At 52.5% G+C, this 20360-nt stretch carries 14 protein-coding genes; 4 read left to right on the forward strand and 10 right to left on the reverse strand.

Annotation, left to right across the window (positions count from 1 at the left end):
- Window position 1: 1 nt before the first annotated feature.
- Entirely contained in the window at window positions 2-2602 is a 2601-nt protein-coding gene (gene rph / locus BMW93_RS26615) for a rifamycin-inactivating phosphotransferase (protein WP_090383592.1), read from the forward strand.
- A 28-nt stretch (window positions 2603-2630) separates the two neighbouring features.
- On the opposite strand, the gene BMW93_RS26620 is transcribed toward rph, so the two are convergent.
- From BMW93_RS26620 to BMW93_RS26645, 6 genes are all read right to left on the reverse strand, one after another.
- Entirely contained in the window at window positions 2631-4493 is a 1863-nt protein-coding gene (locus BMW93_RS26620; protein WP_090383595.1) for a hypothetical protein, read from the reverse strand.
- A gap of 17 nt (window positions 4494-4510) precedes the next feature.
- A complete protein-coding gene (locus tag BMW93_RS26625; RefSeq protein ID WP_177194205.1) occupies window positions 4511-5254 on the reverse strand; it encodes a porin family protein in 744 nt (247 codons plus the stop codon).
- An 18-nt stretch (window positions 5255-5272) separates the two neighbouring features.
- Complete coding sequence (locus BMW93_RS26630) at window positions 5273-6367, reverse strand: PCMD domain-containing protein (RefSeq protein ID WP_090383601.1); 1095 nt, start codon at window positions 6365-6367, stop codon at window positions 5273-5275.
- A gap of 25 nt (window positions 6368-6392) precedes the next feature.
- A complete protein-coding gene (locus tag BMW93_RS26635; RefSeq protein ID WP_090383604.1) occupies window positions 6393-8492 on the reverse strand; it encodes a HAMP domain-containing sensor histidine kinase in 2100 nt (699 codons plus the stop codon).
- A 3-nt stretch (window positions 8493-8495) separates the two neighbouring features.
- Window positions 8496-9215, reverse strand: coding sequence for a LytTR family DNA-binding domain-containing protein (locus tag BMW93_RS26640; protein ID WP_090383607.1), 720 nt, complete (start codon window positions 9213-9215; stop codon window positions 8496-8498).
- Window positions 9216-9306: 91 nt separating this feature from the next.
- The gene (locus BMW93_RS26645) at window positions 9307-10257 is read right to left on the reverse strand and encodes a tyrosine-protein phosphatase (protein WP_090383845.1); all 951 of its coding nucleotides are present in this window, start codon (window positions 10255-10257) and stop codon (window positions 9307-9309) included.
- Window positions 10258-10411: 154 nt separating this feature from the next.
- On the opposite strand from BMW93_RS26645, the gene BMW93_RS26650 reads away from it, so the two are divergent.
- On the forward strand, window positions 10412-11992 hold the full coding sequence (locus BMW93_RS26650; RefSeq protein ID WP_090383610.1) for a Na+/H+ antiporter: 1581 nt from the start codon (window positions 10412-10414) through the stop codon (window positions 11990-11992).
- A 16-nt stretch (window positions 11993-12008) separates the two neighbouring features.
- Here BMW93_RS26650 and BMW93_RS26655 read toward each other — a convergent pair whose 3' ends face one another.
- Both BMW93_RS26655 and BMW93_RS26660 read right to left on the reverse strand, forming a co-directional pair.
- Complete coding sequence (locus tag BMW93_RS26655; RefSeq protein WP_090383613.1) at window positions 12009-14390, reverse strand: ABC transporter permease; 2382 nt, start codon at window positions 14388-14390, stop codon at window positions 12009-12011.
- A gap of 155 nt (window positions 14391-14545) precedes the next feature.
- Window positions 14546-16069, reverse strand: a complete 1524-nt coding sequence (locus BMW93_RS26660) for a sulfatase-like hydrolase/transferase (RefSeq protein WP_090383616.1) — start codon at window positions 16067-16069, stop codon at window positions 14546-14548.
- Window positions 16070-16314: 245 nt separating this feature from the next.
- On the opposite strand from BMW93_RS26660, the gene BMW93_RS26665 reads away from it, so the two are divergent.
- On the forward strand, window positions 16315-16653 hold the full coding sequence (locus BMW93_RS26665) for a hypothetical protein (RefSeq protein WP_090383618.1): 339 nt from the start codon (window positions 16315-16317) through the stop codon (window positions 16651-16653).
- 50 nt (window positions 16654-16703) lie between these two features.
- On the opposite strand, the gene BMW93_RS26670 is transcribed toward BMW93_RS26665, so the two are convergent.
- The gene (locus tag BMW93_RS26670) at window positions 16704-17744 is read right to left on the reverse strand and encodes a methyltransferase (protein ID WP_090383620.1); all 1041 of its coding nucleotides are present in this window, start codon (window positions 17742-17744) and stop codon (window positions 16704-16706) included.
- 203 nt (window positions 17745-17947) lie between these two features.
- On the opposite strand from BMW93_RS26670, the gene BMW93_RS26675 reads away from it, so the two are divergent.
- Complete coding sequence (locus BMW93_RS26675) at window positions 17948-19339, forward strand: T9SS type A sorting domain-containing protein (RefSeq protein ID WP_090383623.1); 1392 nt, start codon at window positions 17948-17950, stop codon at window positions 19337-19339.
- A gap of 114 nt (window positions 19340-19453) precedes the next feature.
- On the opposite strand, the gene BMW93_RS26680 is transcribed toward BMW93_RS26675, so the two are convergent.
- Window positions 19454-20239 (reverse strand): hypothetical protein, encoded by a 786-nt coding sequence (locus tag BMW93_RS26680; protein ID WP_090383626.1) that lies wholly within the window; start codon window positions 20237-20239, stop codon window positions 19454-19456.
- Between the last annotated feature and the right edge of the window lie 121 nt (window positions 20240-20360).

Below are 20360 nucleotides of genomic sequence, written 5' to 3' on the forward strand. Positions count from 1 at the left end.
AATGAGCATCTACGTACTTGGTTTTCAGGAGATTGATAAGTCGGCCATTGCAACGGCCGGGGGGAAAGGCGCAAACCTGGGAGAGCTTGCCGGGATCGCCGGTATTCGTGTACCGGATGGCTTTTGCATTACCACCGAAGCTTTCCGGCAGATTGTGGAGGATGCCGGAATCGACGATTTGCTGGAACGGATGGCGCATTTGACGGTCGCGGACAGGAGCGAAATTGCTGCCGTAGGGAAAGCGATTCGCGGGGCGATTGAAAAAACTGAGGTGCCTGAGATGATCCGAACGGAGATCTTCCGGTATGTTGCAAAGCTTGGGCGGGACAATGCCTATGCAGTCCGGTCGAGTGCGACGGCGGAGGATTTGCCGAACGCCTCTTTTGCGGGTCAGCAGGATACCTATTTGAATGTAATGGGAAGCGAAGCGGTTTTGAAGCATGTCAGCAAATGCTGGGCGTCTTTGTTTACCGACCGGGCGATTACATATCGCATACAAAACGGCTTCGATCATGCGAAGGTGAGCTTGGCGGTGGTAGTACAACGGATGGTTTTTCCGCAGGCATCGGGGATTTTGTTTACCGCAGACCCCGTCAACGGCCACAGAAAAGTCACTTCTATCGACGCCGGCTTCGGGCTTGGCGAGGCGCTGGTTTCGGGTTTGGTGGATGCTGATGTTTACAAAGTACGAGGCGGAGCGGTCGTCGAAAAGAAGATCGTGTCTAAGAAACTTGCTATCCACGGGCTGCGCGAGGGCGGCACGCATGAGCAGGAGATCGCCACGGATGAACAAAACCTGCCAACCCTGATGGACGATCAGGTTTTGCAACTCGAACGGATCGGCAGGAAAATCGAAGCGCATTTCGGCTGGCCGCAGGATATCGAGTGGTGCCTGGCGGAAAACGAACTGTATATTGTGCAAAGCCGGCCGATTACGACATTATTCCCGATTCCGATAGCCAAAGACGGCGAAAATCACTTGTATGTTTCGGTAGGTCACCAGCAAATGATGACCGACGCGATGAAGCCGCTTGGGTTGGAAGCGTGGCAGCTTACGGGCCCGCGCCGTATGCATGTGGCGGGTGGGCGCATGTTCGTGGACGTGGCGCAGGACCTGGCGTCGCCCGCGAGCAGGAGGGTGGTCATGGAGGTGCTCGGAAAGTCCGATCCGCTAGTGAAGACAGCCGTGACGGAAATTCTGGAACGCGGGGATTTTATTTCCATTAACGCGGAAGACGCAGCTACCGCCCGACCGTCGCAGGGACCCCCGCCGCATGATTTTTTCACCCTCAATGCCTACGATCCTTCCATAGTCCATGAGCTGATCGCGCGTAGTGAAACGTCGATCAGCGCATTAAGTGAGAATATCCGCGCAAAATCAGGTACCGAACTGATCGATTTCATTCTGGAAGATTTCGAGCAAAGAAAGAGTCAGGCCGATCCGCAAAGTTTCGGTGTACTCGTGACATCGATGAATGGGGCTTTCTGGATCAATGAAAAGATGAATGAATGGTTGGGAGAAAAGAACGTCGCCGACGCGCTTTCACAATCGGTACCGCACAATGTCACGTCGGAAATGGGCCTGTCGCTGCTGGATGTGGCGGATGCGATCCGGCCTTACCCGGAGGTAATTAACTATTTGCGGGAGGTTGATGGTGATCAATTTCCGGAAGGGTTGGCCACGCTGCCCGGCGGAACGGCGGCTTTGGAGGCGATCAGCGGGTTTCTGGATAAATATGGAATGCGTTGCGCGGGGGAAATCGATATTACGAGAACCCGTTGGAGCGAGCGGCCTGCTATTCTCATTCCATTGATCCTGAGTAATATCCGAAACCAGGCGCCCGGCGCCGGGAAGTTGAAATTCGAACAGGGCCGGGAGGAAGCCGCCCGGAAAGAAGCGGAATTGCTCGACCGCTTGCGACAGCTACCCGACGGCGAACAGAAAGCGGAGGAAACCCGGCGGATGATTGGTTTGCTTCGGAGCCTGGCTGGTTACCGGGAGTACCCCAAATATGCCATTGTAAGCAGGTATTTTGTTTACAAAAAAGCGTTGATGGAAGAGGCGGCGAGGTTGGAGCAGGCTCATGTACTTGACGAAAAGGAAGATATTTACTACCTCGGTTTCGAAGAAATACGCGAGGCGATCGTGACAAGGAAGGCAGATTACGAGCTGATTAACGAGCGAAAAGAGGCATTCAGGCATTTTGAAAAACTGACGCCGCCGCGTGTGATGACCTCGGACGGTGAAGTTGTGACGGGTAAGCATAGCCATGAAAACCTGCCTGAGGGCGCCATTGCGGGCCTGGGCGTTTCCGCAGGCGTGATCGAAGGACGTGCACGAGTGGTGCTGAAAATGGAAGACGCAGACCTCGAACCGGGCGATATTCTGGTCACCGCATTCACAGACCCGAGCTGGACGCCGCTGTTCGTAGCCATCAAGGGCCTTGTGACCGAAGTAGGAGGGTTGATGACCCACGGAGCCGTCATTGCCCGCGAATACGGGTTACCGGCGGTGGTGGGAGTAGATAATGCGACCCGGCTGATCGCGGACGGTCAACAAATAAGAGTGCACGGAACGGAAGGGTATATCGAGATTCTATGACGTCCCGTGCACACAGGCAATCGAATGCCTAGTTTTTCAGCCAGGCCTCATTCAGTGTTTTCTTCGAATCGTCGCTGAACCGGAAGCCGTCGCCGTCTTTGTAATTGAGTTTCACAGTGCCTTTTAGCTCCATATCCTGGCCGTTTCGGTTTACTTTCACGGTGATCGGGCTGCCCTCGTCGAGGTCGTAACCGAGGTATACGAGCGCCATCAGGTTTTTCGGGTCTACCGGTATCCCGTTGAATTCCACGAACACGTCGTTGTCCTGAATGCCCAGGCTTTTGTAAAATTCGTTTTGGTCGTCGGGAATGTGCGCCAGTACGTGGGTACGCGAGGCGTCGGGTTTGATGTAAATGACGTCGTTACGCAGGAATACAATGGGTTCGGGGAAAGGTATTGTCTGCTTTTTAAGGCCTACTTTGCCGACAAAATCTTCATAGCGGATCGGTTCGCCCATGACTACGTGCTTGTCGAGAAACGCACCCGCTTCCGGGCCTGCTATTTGTGTAATGACGGGGATCAGCTCGGCGTCGTCGAAGGGTTTTTGCGGGCCGTATTTCTGGGATAGTTCGCCCATCAGCCATAATAATCCCCGTTGTCCCTGGCTTTTTTCGCGGATCACGATATCGAGGCACATGGCAATGAGTGCGCCTTTTTCATACACATTCGGGTATTGAGGTTTCAGCTTGGGATCGAGAATATTACGACTCATTTCTGTAAACGAAAGGCTGTCGGAATACGACTGCGATTGCTCCACCTTTTTAGCCATCAGATCATAGAAAGCATCCGCGCCGATCAAGCCCTGGTTAACCTGGAAAAGGTTGGAAAAATATTCGGTAACACCTTCGTAGAACCACAAATGCTGGCTCATTTTGGGCGCATTGAAATCGAAATAATGAATTTCCTTCGAATGCACTTTCAATGGGGCGATGGTATGGAAAAACTCGTGGCTGATGACGTGGATCAAGTCCTTACTTTTCATAGGCTCCCTGAAAACCGCCGTGGTGGAAGCATTATGCTCCAATGCACCGATGCCCTTGGCGTCGTCATTGGCGCCCGACGATATGTAGGTAAGCACCGCGTACTTAGGCGTATCATTGATTTTCCCTAAGAATTTCTTCTGCGCACGCATCATCTTTTCCAGATCCGGCTTCAATGCGGAAGCGTGCGTTTTCCCGCGCTGGGAGTAAATGCCCAGCAACACTTCCATTCCATCGACCTTGAAAGAGAATGTATCCGGCGCGGCATACATTACCGGATTGTCGATCACATCCGGGTAGCGCGGGATCTGGTACACGTCTTTGCGGGTATCGTTGTCGGTATCCGTGAGCGCCGTGGTGCCGTAGAGGGTTTCAGGATGCGAAACGGTAATGCGGTAGGGTGTTTCGGTTTGTCCTGAAAAATAGCCTACAAACCCGGCCATATTGAGCAGGAAATGCTTCCCGGCCTCGATATTGGTCCCCGCGGGTGAGAAAATGGTCTTGCTGTTTTCGGAAAAAGGATCGCTTTCGACCTCCGTATCGAATGTGTCGCCTACCAGGTAGGAAATGCGGGCGATTTTTTTCGCGGGTGAAATCGTGACGGTATTCGAGTCGGTTCGGGTGACTTTCAATGCCTTGCCCTTTTTATCAAATGCCTGAATGTCTTGCACGTACCGGCCGTAATCGGCGATGGCGTAGGTGCCGGGGATGATTTTCGGGAAATTATAGGTGGCTACGTCGCCTGTTTGCGCGGGTGGCCTCACAGTCACGCGCACGCGGTCGGCATCGACGTTGACCAGGTCTATTCCTACTTCCACGGCCTTGGAGCCCGCAGCCGGGCCGGGTTTGCTGCCTGCGCAGGAGTACAGCAATGCGGTAAGCAACAGGCCTGACAAAAATTGTGATTTCATAATGTATTTGCTAGCGTTCAGTGAAACCGGTAGCCGATTCCGAGGTTAAGGTAAATATTGTGCATGCCGAAATCGATGCTCCGGAAGCCGGGTTCCATCAATGGCGTCAATGCGTAGTTCAGGTTTGCGGAGGCGAAAAGGCCGGAACTAATGCGGTAGTCGGTACCGATTTCGACACCGGCATTGATCCGCCGCACGTTTTCCGAAAAATCGTAGGTAGCGGCGTCGATATCCTCGCGCTCGCCCACGGGCGTCTCGCTGCGTATGTACCCGTCACGCGCGTCGCCCGAGAAGTTGTTATCGAGCAGCAACGATACAAATCCGCCCGCTTTGAAAGTGAATGCACTATTGTTGTGATAGGTCAAATGCAAAGGAAGCGTGAGGTAGCTGTTTTTGACCTTTGTTTTAACACGACCCGTGAAATAGCCGGTTACCGACTCCGTGCCGTTGGCGCCCTCTTCATTGAATGTAGTATAGTAAGCCTTGACGCGGGCTTCGGTGGTCATGCCTTTTTGTTCAAAACGCAGCCCGGTAGCCAAGCCGAAATGGGTGGAAAACCGGTAACCTAATTTCGCTTCCAGAGAAGGCCGGAACCCGGGATGGTAGGATTCTATCTTCCGGATCGACGCCGGTATGCCAGCAGGCGCCGCCGCCCCGATCGAGAATCCCGCCCGGACATTGAACGAAACCTTTTTTCCGTTCTGGGCCGTGGTTTCGAGCGCAAATGCCAGCAAGAGGATCAACAGGGGGAGACGTTTCATCGGGCTCATTTTGGAATACTATTGCGTAACGACCTTCACGTCGTCGATATACAGCTTGCTTCCCACAGCGCCTTCAAAAACGGCGGCATTCTTGCTGGAAGAAAATACAACTACGATTTTATAGGCAAATGAGGCCAGGTCATCCGGGTTCACTTCTGATTTGTAATTAAAAGTAAGGTCGAATGGCTGATAGCCGTTCCCTGCCGTAGAAGCGCCGGATGCTAACTGAGCAATGCCCACCACACTGGGATCGGTAAGCACGTTGGCACCGTTCAGGAATGGCTTTTCAGGGGAGGATTTGAAGAGGACGGCATAAATGTCGCAAAGATCCTGGCGTTCGGGCGTTACGGGCTTGCCTGTTTTGTCGGTGACCGCGCCACCCGACACATATTTGTACGAGCCGGTCAGCCGCAATGGTTTTTTATTGAAAGGAATGCCGAAAATGGTCGCTTCCAAAGGTGCAGTCAATGCCTTGGCGCCGTCGAAACTGCCCAGGAAAAGGTTTCCGGCCGCAATAGGCATGCCCACGATCGCCCCCAATGCGCCGGTGGATTTGGTTTCGAGGTAAGCGGCATATGTTCCCTGGCTGGCATCGGTACTGCGCTGGGTAGGGTAGGCCTCCGGCCGTTTTTCCGGGGCGATCAGCGAGAAACCACTGTTGCCCGACGCCCAGATATTCTGATGTTCTGTTTCTACCAGTTCATAGGGAATATAATAGTTGCCATCGGGATTGACCGTCCAGTTTTCGAACATAAAATTGTCCGGAGCTACGTTTTGCAGCAGGCTTACCCGGTATTCCTTCTTCCAGTGGCCGTCTTCGGATGTAACGGTGTAAGTAACAGGTTTGGAAAAATCCTGGGGCGTGCCCGATGCCGGTTGGATGCTCGCCCCTTCCGTGAGGGTAAACTGCGGCGAAACTGCCTTAATGTTGAGCTTCTCGAAATTGACAAATGCCGAGACGCTGGTATTGGTAATCGAAGGCGGGGAAATCAGTACGGAATCGGGTAATGTCATCACCAGAATATCGGCCTCCATGTTTTCCGCTTCCGGTTTAATACATCCGGATACGGCCAGCAATGCGCCCAGAAAGGCCAATAGTACGGTACTTTTCATACGCAATAGTAAGCAATTTTTTCGCTCAGGTGAATTTTATCACCGTTCGTGTAATGCCTTCCGCCGGATTTTCGAACCGCACGCCCAGCCCGGATTTGGCCGAAAGCTCATCCACCAGCCTCAATCCGAGCCCCGAAAGGCCGTTCTGCCGGTCGGGTTGGTCGAGGAGGAGCTCATATTGCTCCTGTGTAAAAGCGGGTCCGGAGTTTTCAATGCGCAGTTCCCGTTCCGCTTCGTTCCAGGTCAGGCGCACAATGCTTTGCTCGTCCGCCGCTTTAACGGCGTTTTGGAGCAGATTCCGGAGTATCGTTTGCAGATAATAGGGATCGGTTTCGGCCATTGCTTCCTCCGGAATGCCCCGTTCGACCTGCAATTGTTTAGCGTCGGTATTCAAATGCAGCAGGCCGAGGCACTGGTCGGTTACCTGCGCAATGTGCACGGACTCTATGCTTGGCTGGAACTGGTTCATTTGCGTTTTCGACCAGAGCAACAAGTCTTCCATCGTTTCGAGTAATGAGCCGGTGGCGGTTTGTATCTTTTCGCTGAGCTGTTGTTTTTGGGTAGTGTTAAGCAGATCGGGGTTCAGCTGTTGGAGTTTCAGGAACTGGTACACCTGGTTGATCGGCGAACGGAGGTCATGGCTGATGATGCCGAAGAGCTTCGCTTTGGTGCGGTTGGCTTCTTCGAGCTCGTAAATCAACCGGCCGAGCTCACGGTTCTTGTTGTCGAGCAAAGCGGCCGTGCGGCGTTTGTTGCGGTAAATAATGCCCAGCAGCACGAGCGAAAGGGTCACAAATGCGAGTCCGGAGAGCAGCCAGATCCGCTGTTTTTGTGCCTCGTCGATTTGCAGGTTTTTGACCTGTATCTCCCGCTGCTTTTCCTTGTTTTGGTACAATGCTTCCGCGTCGGCAATGCTTTTCCGGGACGATTCCAGGTAAAGCGAATCGCGCATGGGCGCATATTTGTCGTAATATGCATAGGCTTTCTTCCATTCGCCGGTAGCGGCATAGCAACGGGCAATGGATTGCAGCAGCGCCACATACATTTGCTGGCCGAAGTCGCGGATCATATCCTCTGAGGCTACCAACATCGGCAACGCTTCCCGGTACCGGCCCTGCGCGTAATACACGCTCCCCTGCATGTAGCGCACCTGCGAGAACAGGTATTCGGGCGCCCATTTCTCCGCGAGGCCCGCTGCGCGCCTGATGTAGATTTCGGCGCTGTCGGGTTTGTTGATATTGAGATAATAATCTGTAAAACCGAGGTCTGCGGCGATTTTGTTGCCCCGGCGGCGCGGCTGGATATTGCCTGGTTCGAGCATAGCCGAGAGGCTGTCGTAGTAATTTCGCGCCATGTCCGGCTGCCGGAGCAGGAGGTAGGCGTCGGTCATATCTTTGTAATAGTGGTTGCGATAGTCGGTATTGCTCACCATATAGCTGCGCGCTTCCTGGCTGTACCGGATGCCGTTTTCACCTTGCTGCAATTCGATGTACAGTTCGCCGAGGTTCATGAGGTCGGAAACGACATATTCCCGGTCTTTGGCTTTCCCTTCGGCAATCAGTTTTTTCTTGAATTCAATGGATTCGAGCAGGTAGCGGATCTGTTTTTCATACTCGCCGCGGGTGCTGTAATAGTTTTGCACGGAAGAATACAGCTCGATCTTGTCCGCAGGGTTGCCGAGCGTATCGATCATCGCCAGCGCCTCTTTCAGCGCGGCTTCCGATTTCGCTTTATATCCTGCCACATTGTTGTATAAAAACAGCAGCCGGTCGAGTGTCAGCACAGTTTGCCGCGTGTCGCGGGCCTTTTTGGCATATTCCAGCGACTTTTCATGCATCAGGAAACAGCTGTCGGATTGGGAAGTGGTTTCCAGGGCATACCCGAGCCGGTAATGGAAATAGGCGAGGTGTTTCAGATCCGTCGGCGGCGTAATGCGGATGCCATATTGCGCGGCGGTGTGCAGTGCCGTATGTTTTTCATGAAGTGTCAGCGAATCGCAGATCGCGACCAGCCTTTTGAGCTTCGCGTCCGGAGTTTTATAGGTCGAAAGATCCGGGATATGCTGGGCAAATGCTCCTGTGCCGATCGATAGGAGGACGATAATGGTCAGTAAATGCTTTCTCATCTCCTACATTTTCAGTTTTGAAACGATTGGGCGATACGTCTTGCCGATCGGGATCACGGCGCTGCCGCATACGAGTTCGGCGGGCCGGAGCTCGCGTACCTGCCCGAGCGCGACCGCATAGCTCCTGTGTACGCGCATGAAGCGGTCGGAGGGCAGCTGTTCCATGAAACAGGAGAGCGTAGAAAGTGTGAGGTAGTTCTTTGCGGGCGTTACGATTTTGGTATAATCCTGCATGGCTTCCAGGTAGACAATATCGCGCTGCGAAAGCTTTACCACATTATGCCCTTCCTTGATCGTCATCGTCTCCCGCTCGAAAAGCACCTCGTACGCCTGCGATTTCTGCCGCATTTCCCAAAACTCCCTGATCCGCGCCACGGTTACGGCAAAGCGTTCTTCCATGATCGGTTTGAGCACATAATCCAGTGCCGAGAGCTCGAAACCTTCCAGGGCGAAATCGGGATGGGAAGTGATGAAAACGGCCATAGGCACCTCGTCCCTGAACTTCCGCAGCAGCTCGATGCCGGTGAAAGCGGGCATTTCGATGTCGAGGAAAACCAGGTCGGGTTTGAGGTATTGCCGCGCCTCGTAACCTTCCAGCGGGTTGGTAAATGTGCCGCAATTTTCCAGAAAAGGATACGCTTTCACCATCTCGCTCAGAAAGAGGAGGTCAAGGGGATTGTCGTCGATGGCAATGAAACGGATTTTGGGTTGAGGAGCGGTCATGAAAGGGGTGCAAACGGTTTTGTATCCAATATATACAAAAGCATTCGCGATACCCGCCCGTACTCCCTACATCTGATTTAAAGGGAAATGATTACTCGGTGAATTTCTCAATCAGCATCCGTCGCGCCACTTTGTCGATACCCAGTTCCTTTTCTATAAATGGCTCCATGCCGCCGTAGGTGCTGTCGATGGCGTTGAATGTGGCATGGATGAAACTTTCGTCGACGGTCGAAAGGATTTCAATGGCATCCATATTCAGTTTCGGTTTGATAATGCGGCCGAGCTTCGCCTTACCCAGCGTCTTTTCGGCCCGGGCGCGGCGGTAGTAGTTGGAAACCATAAAGTCGTCCACGATGAGTTGCCGGTCGACATTTACGATCGAGAGGATCAATGCGGAAATGATGCCGGTCCGGTCCTTTCCCGCCGAGCAATGGTAAAGCACCGGCTGGTCGGAGCTGGTTATCTGTTTCAAAATACTTTTAACACTGCCGATGTTGACGGTAACCGCGTCGGCGTAGAACCTGGCGGTCATGTCGCGGGCCTGTTGTTCGGTGATTTCCCCGTTGAGCACGCGCTTTTTCAATCCCTTGATTTCCCCCGCATTGTCCTGCACGACAGGCGTATGCATATAGCGCACGTTCGCGGGCAAACGATCTTCCTTTCCTTCGATCTCATGGTCGGTACGGAGGTCGTACACGGTGCCAATGCGCAATGCATTGAATGCGCCGAAATCGTCCTGTTCCAGCTTCGACAGGTTGTCGGAACGGTAAATGAGCCCTTTCCGGACGGTCCTGCCGTCTTTGGTTTTCAGCCCGCCGAGGTCCCTGAAATTGACGGTGTTTTCAAGCCCGATGTAACGCCGCGCCACGGCCGCCGAGTCGCCGCCGCGGGAGGTAAGGTCGTTATAAGCCGCTTTGCCATCGTGCTCTGCCGGTACGCTCACTTTGCAGGAGAGCATGAAACTACCCAGTGCCACGTAAAACCACCACGCTTTCACTGGCACCGCTTTGCCGGTATTATTGCTGTAATTATAGGTTTTCATTCCAATTTGCTGATATAGGAAGGCCCGGCTTTTGCGCACTACAATGCTGCGTGCCTCATAGTCACCAACAGAATACCGGGGAATTAGGTTTAGAAAGACCGTTTGATTCAGCGCGTTTTTTCTATTTTGCATGATTAAGAAACCCCGTTTTTTCATGCATAGTATTTTACCGTTTTTGCTGGCGATGGTTGCCGCGGTTGTCCTGCTGGGCATGCTGGCCAACAAGTTGCGGGTCGCTTACCCGATATTACTGGTCATCGCGGGGTTACTGACGAGCCTTGTTCCGGGCCTGCCTGTGGTTAAAATCGACCCGGACCTGATCTTTTTCATCATGCTTCCGCCGCTGCTGTTCGAAGCGACCTGGTCGATTTCTTTCAAGGAAATGAAGAAGTGGTGGCGGATTATCAGCAGTTTCGCCTTTCTGGTAGTCTTCTTTACTGCGTTGTCCGTTGCGATAGTGGCCAACCATTTCATCCCGGGTTTTACGCTCGCATTGGGCTTTCTGCTGGGTGGCATTGTATCGCCGCCGGATGCGGTCAGTATCGGGGCTATTACCCGGTTTGTGAAGATACCGACATCGACTTCGGCCATTCTGGAAGGGGAAAGCCTGCTGAACGACGCTTCGTCGCTGATTATCTTCCGTTTTGCATTGCTGGCGGTCGGTTCGGGGCAATTCGTGTGGCAGGACGCGACGCTGAGTTTCCTGTGGATGGTGATCGGCGGTGTGGGGATCGGGCTGTTGCTGGGGTGGTTTTTTGTGCAGGCGCACCGGCGCTTGCCTACGGATGCGCCGTCGGATATCGCATTTACCCTGATCGAACCGTACTTTCTCTATTGGATAGCCGAACAACTACACAGCTCCGGCGTACTGGCTGTCGTGACCGGCGGGCTGTTTATGGCCAACCGGCGCCTGCAATTTCTCAGCAGTTCCAGCCGGATCAGGGGTTATAGCGTTTGGGAAAGCTTTGTATTTATTCTGAACGGCATTGTATTCCTGCTGATCGGCCTGGAATTGCCCGAAATCGTGGAAGGGCTGCGATTGAAGGGTATACCATTGCAGACGGCGATCGGTTATGGCATATTGGTCACCGTGGTACTGGTCGCCGCGAGAATGATCAGTTCCTATGCCGCGATGCTCGCCACGATGCTATTCCGGCCGGGCGTCGTGCCCCGCACAAGCTCGCGGCGAAGGCAGTGGCTCATCCCGGTTTTCCTTGGTTGGACGGGTATGAGAGGCGTGGTGTCGCTGGCGGCGGCGCTATCGATACCGGTCGTGCTGGACAATGGCACCGAATTCCCTTACCGGAACCTGATCCTTTTCATCACTTTCGTGGTGATCCTCCTCACATTGCTGGTACAGGGCCTTACGTTACCCTTAATGATCGAACGGTCCAACATATTCGACCGTTTAGCCGGCGAGTCGCCCGAAACCATGCGCAAGCGCCTCAAACAAGGCTTGCGCGAGCATACGTACACATTCCTGCGCAGCAAGTACGAACGGGATTTCGATCGCCACGATGGTATGCGCAAGCTTTTGCAGCATTGGGAAGAAAAGCTCAAAGCTTCGGATGACGACTGGATGAACCATAAAACCAAACTGATCTTTCTCGAAATGCTCGAAAGTCAGCGTGAATACATTGTCGAGGCCAATAAGGACCCTGCGATGGACGAAGAAATCATCCGCGAACAGCTATTCCTGATCGACCTCGAAGAAGAACGGCTGAAAATGCAATGAGCTGTTTTTCAATGCCTTATTCGGAACGCAGCGACTTCACCGGATTGGCGAGCGCCGCTTTCAGGGATTGGTAAATAACTGTTAACCAACATATCAGCAACGTTGCCACGCACGAAGCGATGAAAATCCACACGCTCATGTCGGCCTTGTAAGGGAAGCTCTGCAACCAACGGTTCATCGCATACCAGGCAACCGGTATCGCAATCGGGAAGGAGAACAGTACCAGGCGGGTGAAATCTTTGGACAGCAGCAATACCACGCTGGAAACCGAGCCGCCCAATACTTTTCGCACTCCTATTTCTTTTACCCGCTGCTCGGTGGTGAATGTAGCAAGACCGAAAAGCCCGAGGCAGGCGATCAGGATTGTGAGGGCAGAGAATGTTGTGCAGATCTTGCCGCGCAGTTCGTCGGCCTGGTAGGCATTTTCGAAATCCTGGTCGAGGAAACGGTATTCAAATAACTTGCCGGGATACGTTTCCTGCCATTTTTTGCCAATGTAAGCCAGGGTTTCGGCCGTATTCTGAGTCTTGATTTTGACGTGGATCACGCCATTGGCCCGGCGGTAAACCATGATCATCGGCTCGATCGGGTTGTAGAGCGACTGCTGGTGAAAATCACGCACGACGCCCGCAACCTGGGTTGTAGGCGGCGGGTTCTTGCCGTCGGCCGGGACGGTACCGAGCATGATCTTCTTGCCGATCGGCTCTTTCCAGTTCATCCGTTTCACAGCAGCTTCGTTGATCAGCACGCTGTTGGCGGTATCCGCAGGCAGCTCGTCGGAAAAGTTGCGACCGGCAATGAGTTTCATACCCATTGTCTGAAGGTAATCGTGGTCGATCGCAGTCGGTTTGAAAGCCATTTCCTTCATTCCCGTATTGGATTCGACCGTAAAAATGATCCTGCCACCAATGTTGCTGACCGGCGCCGATGCGGAAGCGACGCTCTGGATATTGGGGTTATCGAGCAGTTCTTTGCGGAATGCATTGTATTTGTCCCTCGGCTGGTTGTCCTGATAATCGATCGTCAGCACCTGCTCGCGGTCGTAGCCCATGTCTTTGTTCCGCATATAGTTGAGCTGCTGGTAAACGATCCACGTACAAATGAGCATGATCAGCGAAATCGAGAATTGTGTGACTACCAGCGCTTTCCTGAAAAAGCCGCCACCCCGCGCCTTGAACGTTCCTTTCAATACATTGGCCGGTTCGAACGACGACAGGTAGAATGCAGGGTAACTGCCGCTGACCAGCCCGGTGAATACGACGACCGCCAAGCCAATGAGCATGAATTGCGGGCTCAGCAACTGCATATAGCTGATCGCTTTTCCCGAAACATTATTGAAGAACGGCAGCAGCAATGCTACCAGAATAAGGCTCAACACCAGTGAAATGAGCGTGATCAGGATGGATTCGGTGAGGAACTGGCGAATGAGCGCACCTTTCAACGAGCCCATTACTTTCCGCAATCCTACTTCTTTCGCGCGCCTGGCCGATTGCGCGGTCGCGAGGTTCATATAATTGATGCTCGCGATGAGGAGCATGAAAAACGCCACCGCGCTGAACGTGTATACATAGCCGATATCCCCGTTCGACTCGCCGTCGAACTTGGAATGCAGGTGAATGCTTGTGAGCGGCTGCATCTGGTAGGTGATGTGAATGCCCATTCGCTTGAAAATGCCGGACATATACTTTTCGTAAAGGCCCGGAAAGCCTGCTTCCAGTTTTTTCAGGTCTGCATTTTTGGACAACAACAAATAGCTGTTGATATAAAACCCTCCCCAGCCGTCGGCATTGCGCTGGAACGGGTTAAGGGAAATCAATGCATTGAAAGTGAAATGCGAATTTTTGGGAACGTCCTCGATTACGCCCGTGACTTTGTAGGAAGTGGTGTCATTGGTTTGAAGTATCTGGCCGACGGCAGGAGATTTACCGAAAAAGCGTTCGGCAACGTGCCGGGTCAGCACCACGCTACCGGGTTGGTGCAATGCTTTGGCGTTTCCTTCTATGAATTTGTAGGTAAAAACTTCAAACACCGTGGAATCGGCGGCGTAAATGTCTTCCTCATAAAATCGGCGCTCGCCTTGCCGGAATGCCATGCGGCCATTCGGGAAAAACCGCACGTAGTTCTCGACAAAAGGGTAATCCTGTTTCAGCGTTTTGACCAGCGGCGGCTGCGTACTCACCCATTTGTTGATTTTGTCGGGCTCCCGGATGTACGAAACGATCCGGTAAATCCGCGATGCTTTTTCATGGTAACGGTCGTAGCTCAACTCGTCGACCACGTACAAAAACAGCAACATGCCGCAGGTAACACCAATAGTAAGCCCGAGAATGTTGATCAGGCTGTAAAATTTGTCTTTAACCAGGTTACGAAAAGCCAGTTTGAGGTAGTTTTTAAGCATCGGGCGTCCGGATTTGGGTTTCGGAGCGGTCCGTGCAAAATTCGTTCCTGTTATTTAAGTAACTGATTATTAGTTAGTTATTGAAGGTGTTATGTTCGTAAATGGACGTTTTGAAAATAGGAATGACCGCCGACGACAGCCGGCGGTCGGCCCCCTTATTCCCCCTGCCGATCATACCATTCCAAAAACTCCTCCTTGTCGAACGGCTCGGGATTCAGCAGCAGCTTTTGCCGCACCTGTTCTTCCAGCAGCAATGCCATTTTCTTTCGCACGTCGGCGAATTCGGGTTTGTGGGCGAGGTTTTCATATTCCGTGGCGTCGGGCTGGCGCAGGTCGTATAGCTCGTATTCATCGGGATAGCCGCCGAGGGCGTCGAAGTAATGCGTGTATTTCCAGTCTTTGGTGCGTACTGCGCGGATTCGGTTCGCTGCTTTTACGACGCTGGGTTTGTTGGAAGCGCTCGCTTTGGTATCGTCGAAAGTGAAAAGGAGCGCTTCCTGCACCGGTTTGTCTTCCTGGAACAGCGGCACGAGGCTGGTGCCCCTGATACCCTGAGGTGCCGTAGCACCGGCCATGGAAGCGATCGTCGGCAGAATGTCGATCAGCGAAGCCAGGTTTTCGGTGGATTTATGATCCGCATCTTCCGGAAACAACACCGGGTTCGAGATGACCATCGGAATGCGCGTGGCCTCTTCGTAGGCTACAAATGCCTTTTGACGCATACCGCCGTGCGCCATGCCCATTTCGCCGTGGTCGGCGATGCGGATCACCAGCGCCTGGTCGGCCAGCTTGCCGCCTTCCACTTCCTGGTAAAGTTCCTTGATCAGGAAACCGATCTCGGTATCGACTACCCTTAGCAGGTTTCCGTAAAAATTGATGTAGTTCGTTTGTTTCTCCGGCGAATGGAGCGGGCCGAGGCTCAATGCGCCCGTCGCCTTCACCTGCGCCTGCGCCGAAGGTTTGCCATTGTTGGCCAGGTCTTCATTTACCGTCGCCGGGAGTTGGATCGGGCCATTCAGGAAATCGTTGCCGTAGCCGTAGTTGAAGCCTTTGGGATAACAAAGCACGTCGTGAGGGTTCACGAGCGACACCACGAGGCAATAGGGCTGCTTATCGCCTTTTTGCCTTCTTTCCCGTACATTTTGCAGGTATGCGATGGCTTGTTGCACATATGCCTTATCGTGATTGGCAAAACCGCCGCCGAAATTCTCGGGCGCCGTATCCTCGCCCGCATCCGGCGCGATCCAGCCCCGGAAACCGTACATCGCAATATCGGAAGCTGCCGGGCTCCCGCCTTCCGAACCTTTGCTCACGTGCCATTTTCCGCGGTACTGCACGTCATAGCCCTCATCGAAAAGCATACGGGCGATGTTGGGCAATGTATTGTCCAGCTCGATTTCAGCCGGGGAATATCTGCCCCCTTCGGTGAGCGTCTGCGTGACGTGGTGTTGGGCGGGGTAAAGGCCGGTCAGCAGCGTCGAGCGGCTTGGCGAACACATGCAGGTGTTGCAAAATGCCCTATCGAAGCTGAAACCGTTCTTTTTCAGGAAGGTGAGCGTTTTAAGATTATCCTGCTCCCAGTTTTCGGGAAAATGTTGCGTGGCCCTTTCCTGGTCGGTGATGATGATCAGAATGTCCGGTTTGCCGGAAAGGTTGCTGAGGCGTTCTTTAAAAGTCATTTTTGCGGTTAGGAATTGAAGATGACACTGAGATTAATCTTTGGAATATCGAATTAATTTTAATGTCTAAGCAAAAATGTAGAAGAAGTTAATCTAAATAGTATGTGTTTAATTAGTTAACGGTTACTTCATACGTCGGGCTTGTGGCGACCGGGTGGATGGGATCGGCCGCGCCATGGGCCCCGGGAATGGTTTTTGTTTAATCGGGGAAGCCAGCAGGCTGAAAACCAATAAACTTAGAAATCATGAAGAAATTAGCATTTTTAGTGGCATTCGCTATCGTATCATCCTTCGCTTACGCACAGGACGATGCAAAATCAAAAGCAGACAAGGCCGCAGCCGAGACAAAAGAAGCAGGTCGCAAAGCAGGGAAGGAGATCAAAAAAGGCGCTGAGCATGTGGGCGACAAGGCCGAAGAGGGCGCCGAAAAAGTAGCGGACGGCTCGGAAAAGGCTTACAAGGCTACGAAAAAAGGTGTTAAGAAAGGCGCCAAAAAGGTTGAAGATGGTGCCGAAAATGCCGTCGACGCCACCAAAAAAGAAGGTAAGAAAATCAAAGAGAAGGCGGACGATAACCGACGTTAAGGAATATCCTAAAATCCCGATCGCATGCGGTCGGGATTTTTTGATTGTGGTTATTTGTAAGCAACGGCCGCACTGGACGGCCCGGCGAGCGGAATGACCTCGAATCTGCGGAAACCGGCCTCTCGGGTCCATTCCTGGAAATCGGAACCGGTGAAATCGAATGCTACCCCGAATTCGATGAGCATATTAAGGGACATCAGCAGGCCGAACGCGTTTTTGCGGCGGTCGTCGTCGATCAGCGCTTCGATCGCGATGAACGCGCCGCCTTCCGGCAATGCATCGTAGGCTTTCCGGATCAGCATCTTTTTGTTGGGTAAATCCCAGTCGTGCAGGATCATGCCCATTGTAATGATATCCGCTTTGGGAAACTCGTCGGTGAAGAAATCGATATTGACCGTATTCACGCGTCCGCTGAGGCCTTTGGATGCGATGTAATCCTTTGCGATCGGTTCTACTGCCGGAAGGTCCGCCGAAGTACAGTACATATTCGGATGTTGCTTCGCTACCTCGACAGACAATATCCCCGCCGCACCGCCAATGTCGCAGAGCGTCGAATAAGGTGAAAAATCGAATTTCCTGGCCAGGGCTGTAAAATTGCCGATGGAAATGCCCGACATCGCATCTATAAACTGTTTCAGTCGTTCGGGCGTCGCATAAAGCGCTTCGAACATCGACTTGCCGGAGTGCTTGATCTCGTTCTGCGGTTTGCCGGTAAGCAAAGCTTCTTCGAGCGAACCCCAAAACGGGTACAGCCGGTCGTTGGCCATTTCCACAAACCCGCCGATATAGGAAGGCTTGTTTTTGTCGAGAAACACATCACTGTCGGGTGCATTGGAATACCGTGCAGTTTCGAGCAGACCTTCCCGGTTCAGAAATCCGAGGGCTACCAGTGCGTCCAGAAAGTCGTAAACACCCCGATCATGCAGCTTTAATGCAGCCTGGATTTCCTCGCCGGATAGCGCTTTGCCCGAAAGCGTAGTGAAAACGCCGAGCTTAACGGCGCTCAGCAGGGTTTTGGAAGCAAAAAAGGCCATCGCGGTTTCCATAATGCGCGACGGGGTAATCTGATGAATTTCAGGTGCTGTGTTCATGATAGACCGGGGTTTGATTTATTTAATAAAAATATGAAATAAATCAAGAAATTGAAGCTCTTCGAATCAAAAGGGATCATGCGCCAGGAGGCATATGCTACGGTTCCGAGAATGGCAAATATTTGCTATTGTGCGGCTCGGGCAGTTGTGGTTATTTTACATTTGATTTGAATGTAAAATAACACCCTTTTGCTGCGAATTCGATGCGAATTACTATACGACTTTTGCAGGTTGCAACTGCCCTGGGGGCGGCCCTGTTGCTCCTATTACCATTTACCTTGTCGGCCCAGTCGATTGTGATCGATTCCCCCGCGAAGTTGACCACTTCCGTCAGGCTTTCGCGCCCGCAGGAAACGAATGCCAACAGTGGCTTCGCGCTATTCGTCTCGGGTGCGCAGGTCGTAGCCGCATTCAACAAGGGACGGCGTTCGGAAGAGACCGAATTTGGATTTTCGCAGAATGCCCTGGGGATCTTTTCGCTGCCGGCCGGCTACGATTCATTCACGCAGGCGCAACGTGCGCTGTACATTATCAACGCCGAAAGACAAGCCAGAGCAGGCATGGACTACGGCAACGGCCCTGTGTCGGGCCGGCTGCTGGAAGGCTTGGAGACCACCCTGTGTAATGCCGCCTACGACCACGCGTTTTACACCGATTCGACCAAAAAATTTTTGTCGATCGGCCGGAATGGATTAGGGCCATACGACAGGGTAGATGCGGCATTTCAAACCGGCTGTATACAGCGCCTGGGACTTATTGAAAACATGTATTCCGGACCGGTCTCCGCATACAATGTGGAAGCGGCTATTTTTACTTGGTTATATCAGGATATTGTTGGCGCTAGCAGGACGCTTATCCTGTTGCAGAAATTTGGAAGGTACGACTGGGAGGGTGTGCGCCAGATTGTACAGGGATTTATCGACGACCATGGCCCTGCCGGCAGTGAGGGCATTCTCGGCATTGGTGTCAGTAACGGGATAGTGGTAATGGATGTTACCGATCCGACCAAAAATGCAGGCTGCGGATTTTCTTTCATACAGAACCCATTGCCCGTACATCTGATCTCCTGGAATGGAAGCTATCAGGAAAACGTCGTTAAGCTCAATTGGGAAACTGCCTGGGAAGAAAACTCCGACTATTTTGCCATCCAGCGCAGCGCAGACCTTAAAACCTTCACTACCATTGGAAAAGTAGCTTCGAAAGGCACCACTGCTGTTCGGCAAAGTTATGAATGGACCGATGCCGATCCGGAACCGGGTACGAACTACTACCGGCTCGTGCAGACCGACGCGGATGGAACAACTGAAACATCCCGGATCATCGCGATCCATAACGAGCCCTTGTCTTCCGGAAAACTGGCGGTATATCCCAATCCATCCCGCCCCGGCGAGGCATTTCGGGTAAATGTTGCGGCAAATGGAGCGGAAAGCATTATTCTTTACAATCTCGTCGGGCGGGAAATGCCCATTCTTACATTCGCTGAGGGCGACGGGGTGGTCCTGGTAAAGCCTGCGGAACCATTGCCTTCCGGTATGTATTCCGTGGTGGTTGCAGGAAACGGAGGTAGGCAGTATGCTCGCGTGTTTGTAAAATAATAGCCGTTAAATAGTCAAATGTGATTAAGCTGTCACGAGCGAAGTCGAAGCGCGGCGCAGTACCGCGCTTCGACCGTCCGGCGCTTCGACTTCGCTCAGCGTGACATATAGCATTTAACTAATATCAATACCGGCAATAAAATCAGTCGCTTTCAATCCCAACTTTGCCTGAACCGCGTCGCGCACCGTGGCGTAGGTGGTTTCATCCAATGTGCCGACCCGCGAACAGAATTCGAGGGTTGTTTTGTTTTTGGATGATTTGAAGAACAGGATCTGCTTGATGGTATCGGATGACGTGATCAGAAAGGTGCCTAGTTGAAGCGCCACGGTATTGTTTACTTCTTTGGCAATCCCGATCTGGAATGCACCTTTTGTGGCAGTATGGGTGTTTTTTTCAAATGCAATGAATTTGCCGCTGGTATCGCTGAGGCCCTTGATGGCGTCCAGGGTTTTGGTTACCAACGGTACGAGCGCCGAGCCGCCCACTGCACTTGCCACGAGATCGATAATGGCTTTGTCGACCTCTATCGTAGTACCTTCCGATGTGAACGGCGTGAAACTCGCGGACTGAAATGCCCAGCCGATATTGCTTAGTACATTGATAAATGCATCATACCAATCCTTGATCTGATCTTCTTCCGGGAACTGCTTATTAGCGGCAAGTTGCGCCAAAAGCACTGAATGCAGCACGTCCTGCCGGCGTTGGTCCGATACTTCCGATACGAACGACACAAGGCTTTTGTCGTTCATGAAAGATTGCTCTACGTCCGTTTGGGTCTCGATTTCGGCGCTGGTAAGGTCGCGCGAGAGGATTTCGCGCTCGCTGTCGGTGATGAATGATTCTCTGGAATTTTGAAGTGAAAGTCCTTTGATGTACTGCTTCGGATCGATGGATTCCATTTTTGTGATAGTGTTAAAAGTTTACGGTATTACAGACCTCGGGAATGGTTGGAAAGATAGGATTATTTCTACGAAACCATTGAATAAATCATGAGGAAATTGTTTCATAATGGCTCGCGAT

The organism is Dyadobacter sp. SG02 (assembly GCF_900109045.1).
GTDB lineage: Bacteria > Bacteroidota > Bacteroidia > Cytophagales > Spirosomataceae > Dyadobacter.

What these genes read in the sequence shown, in the direction of transcription:
- BMW93_RS26640 (WP_090383607.1), bottom strand. Translation starts at nt 9,215, where the DNA reads ATGACCGCTCCTCAACCCAAAATCCGTTTCATTGCCATCGACGACAAT.
- BMW93_RS26680 (WP_090383626.1), bottom strand. Translation starts at nt 20,239, where the DNA reads ATGGAATCCATCGATCCGAAGCAGTACATCAAAGGACTTTCACTTCAA.
- BMW93_RS26635 (WP_090383604.1), bottom strand. Translation starts at nt 8,492, where the DNA reads ATGAGAAAGCATTTACTGACCATTATCGTCCTCCTATCGATCGGCACA.
- BMW93_RS26645 (WP_090383845.1), bottom strand. Translation starts at nt 10,257, where the DNA reads ATGAAAACCTATAATTACAGCAATAATACCGGCAAAGCGGTGCCAGTG.
- BMW93_RS26620 (WP_090383595.1), bottom strand. Translation starts at nt 4,493, where the DNA reads ATGAAATCACAATTTTTGTCAGGCCTGTTGCTTACCGCATTGCTGTAC.
- BMW93_RS26665 (WP_090383618.1), top strand. Translation starts at nt 16,315, where the DNA reads ATGAAGAAATTAGCATTTTTAGTGGCATTCGCTATCGTATCATCCTTC.
- BMW93_RS26670 (WP_090383620.1), bottom strand. Translation starts at nt 17,744, where the DNA reads ATGAACACAGCACCTGAAATTCATCAGATTACCCCGTCGCGCATTATG.
- BMW93_RS26660 (WP_090383616.1), bottom strand. Translation starts at nt 16,069, where the DNA reads ATGACTTTTAAAGAACGCCTCAGCAACCTTTCCGGCAAACCGGACATT.
- rph (WP_090383592.1), top strand. Translation starts at nt 2, where the DNA reads ATGAGCATCTACGTACTTGGTTTTCAGGAGATTGATAAGTCGGCCATT.
- BMW93_RS26650 (WP_090383610.1), top strand. Translation starts at nt 10,412, where the DNA reads ATGCATAGTATTTTACCGTTTTTGCTGGCGATGGTTGCCGCGGTTGTC.
- BMW93_RS26630 (WP_090383601.1), bottom strand. Translation starts at nt 6,367, where the DNA reads ATGAAAAGTACCGTACTATTGGCCTTTCTGGGCGCATTGCTGGCCGTA.
- BMW93_RS26625 (WP_177194205.1), bottom strand. Translation starts at nt 5,254, where the DNA reads ATGAAACGTCTCCCCCTGTTGATCCTCTTGCTGGCATTTGCGCTCGAA.
- BMW93_RS26675 (WP_090383623.1), top strand. Translation starts at nt 17,948, where the DNA reads ATGCGAATTACTATACGACTTTTGCAGGTTGCAACTGCCCTGGGGGCG.
- BMW93_RS26655 (WP_090383613.1), bottom strand. Translation starts at nt 14,390, where the DNA reads ATGCTTAAAAACTACCTCAAACTGGCTTTTCGTAACCTGGTTAAAGAC.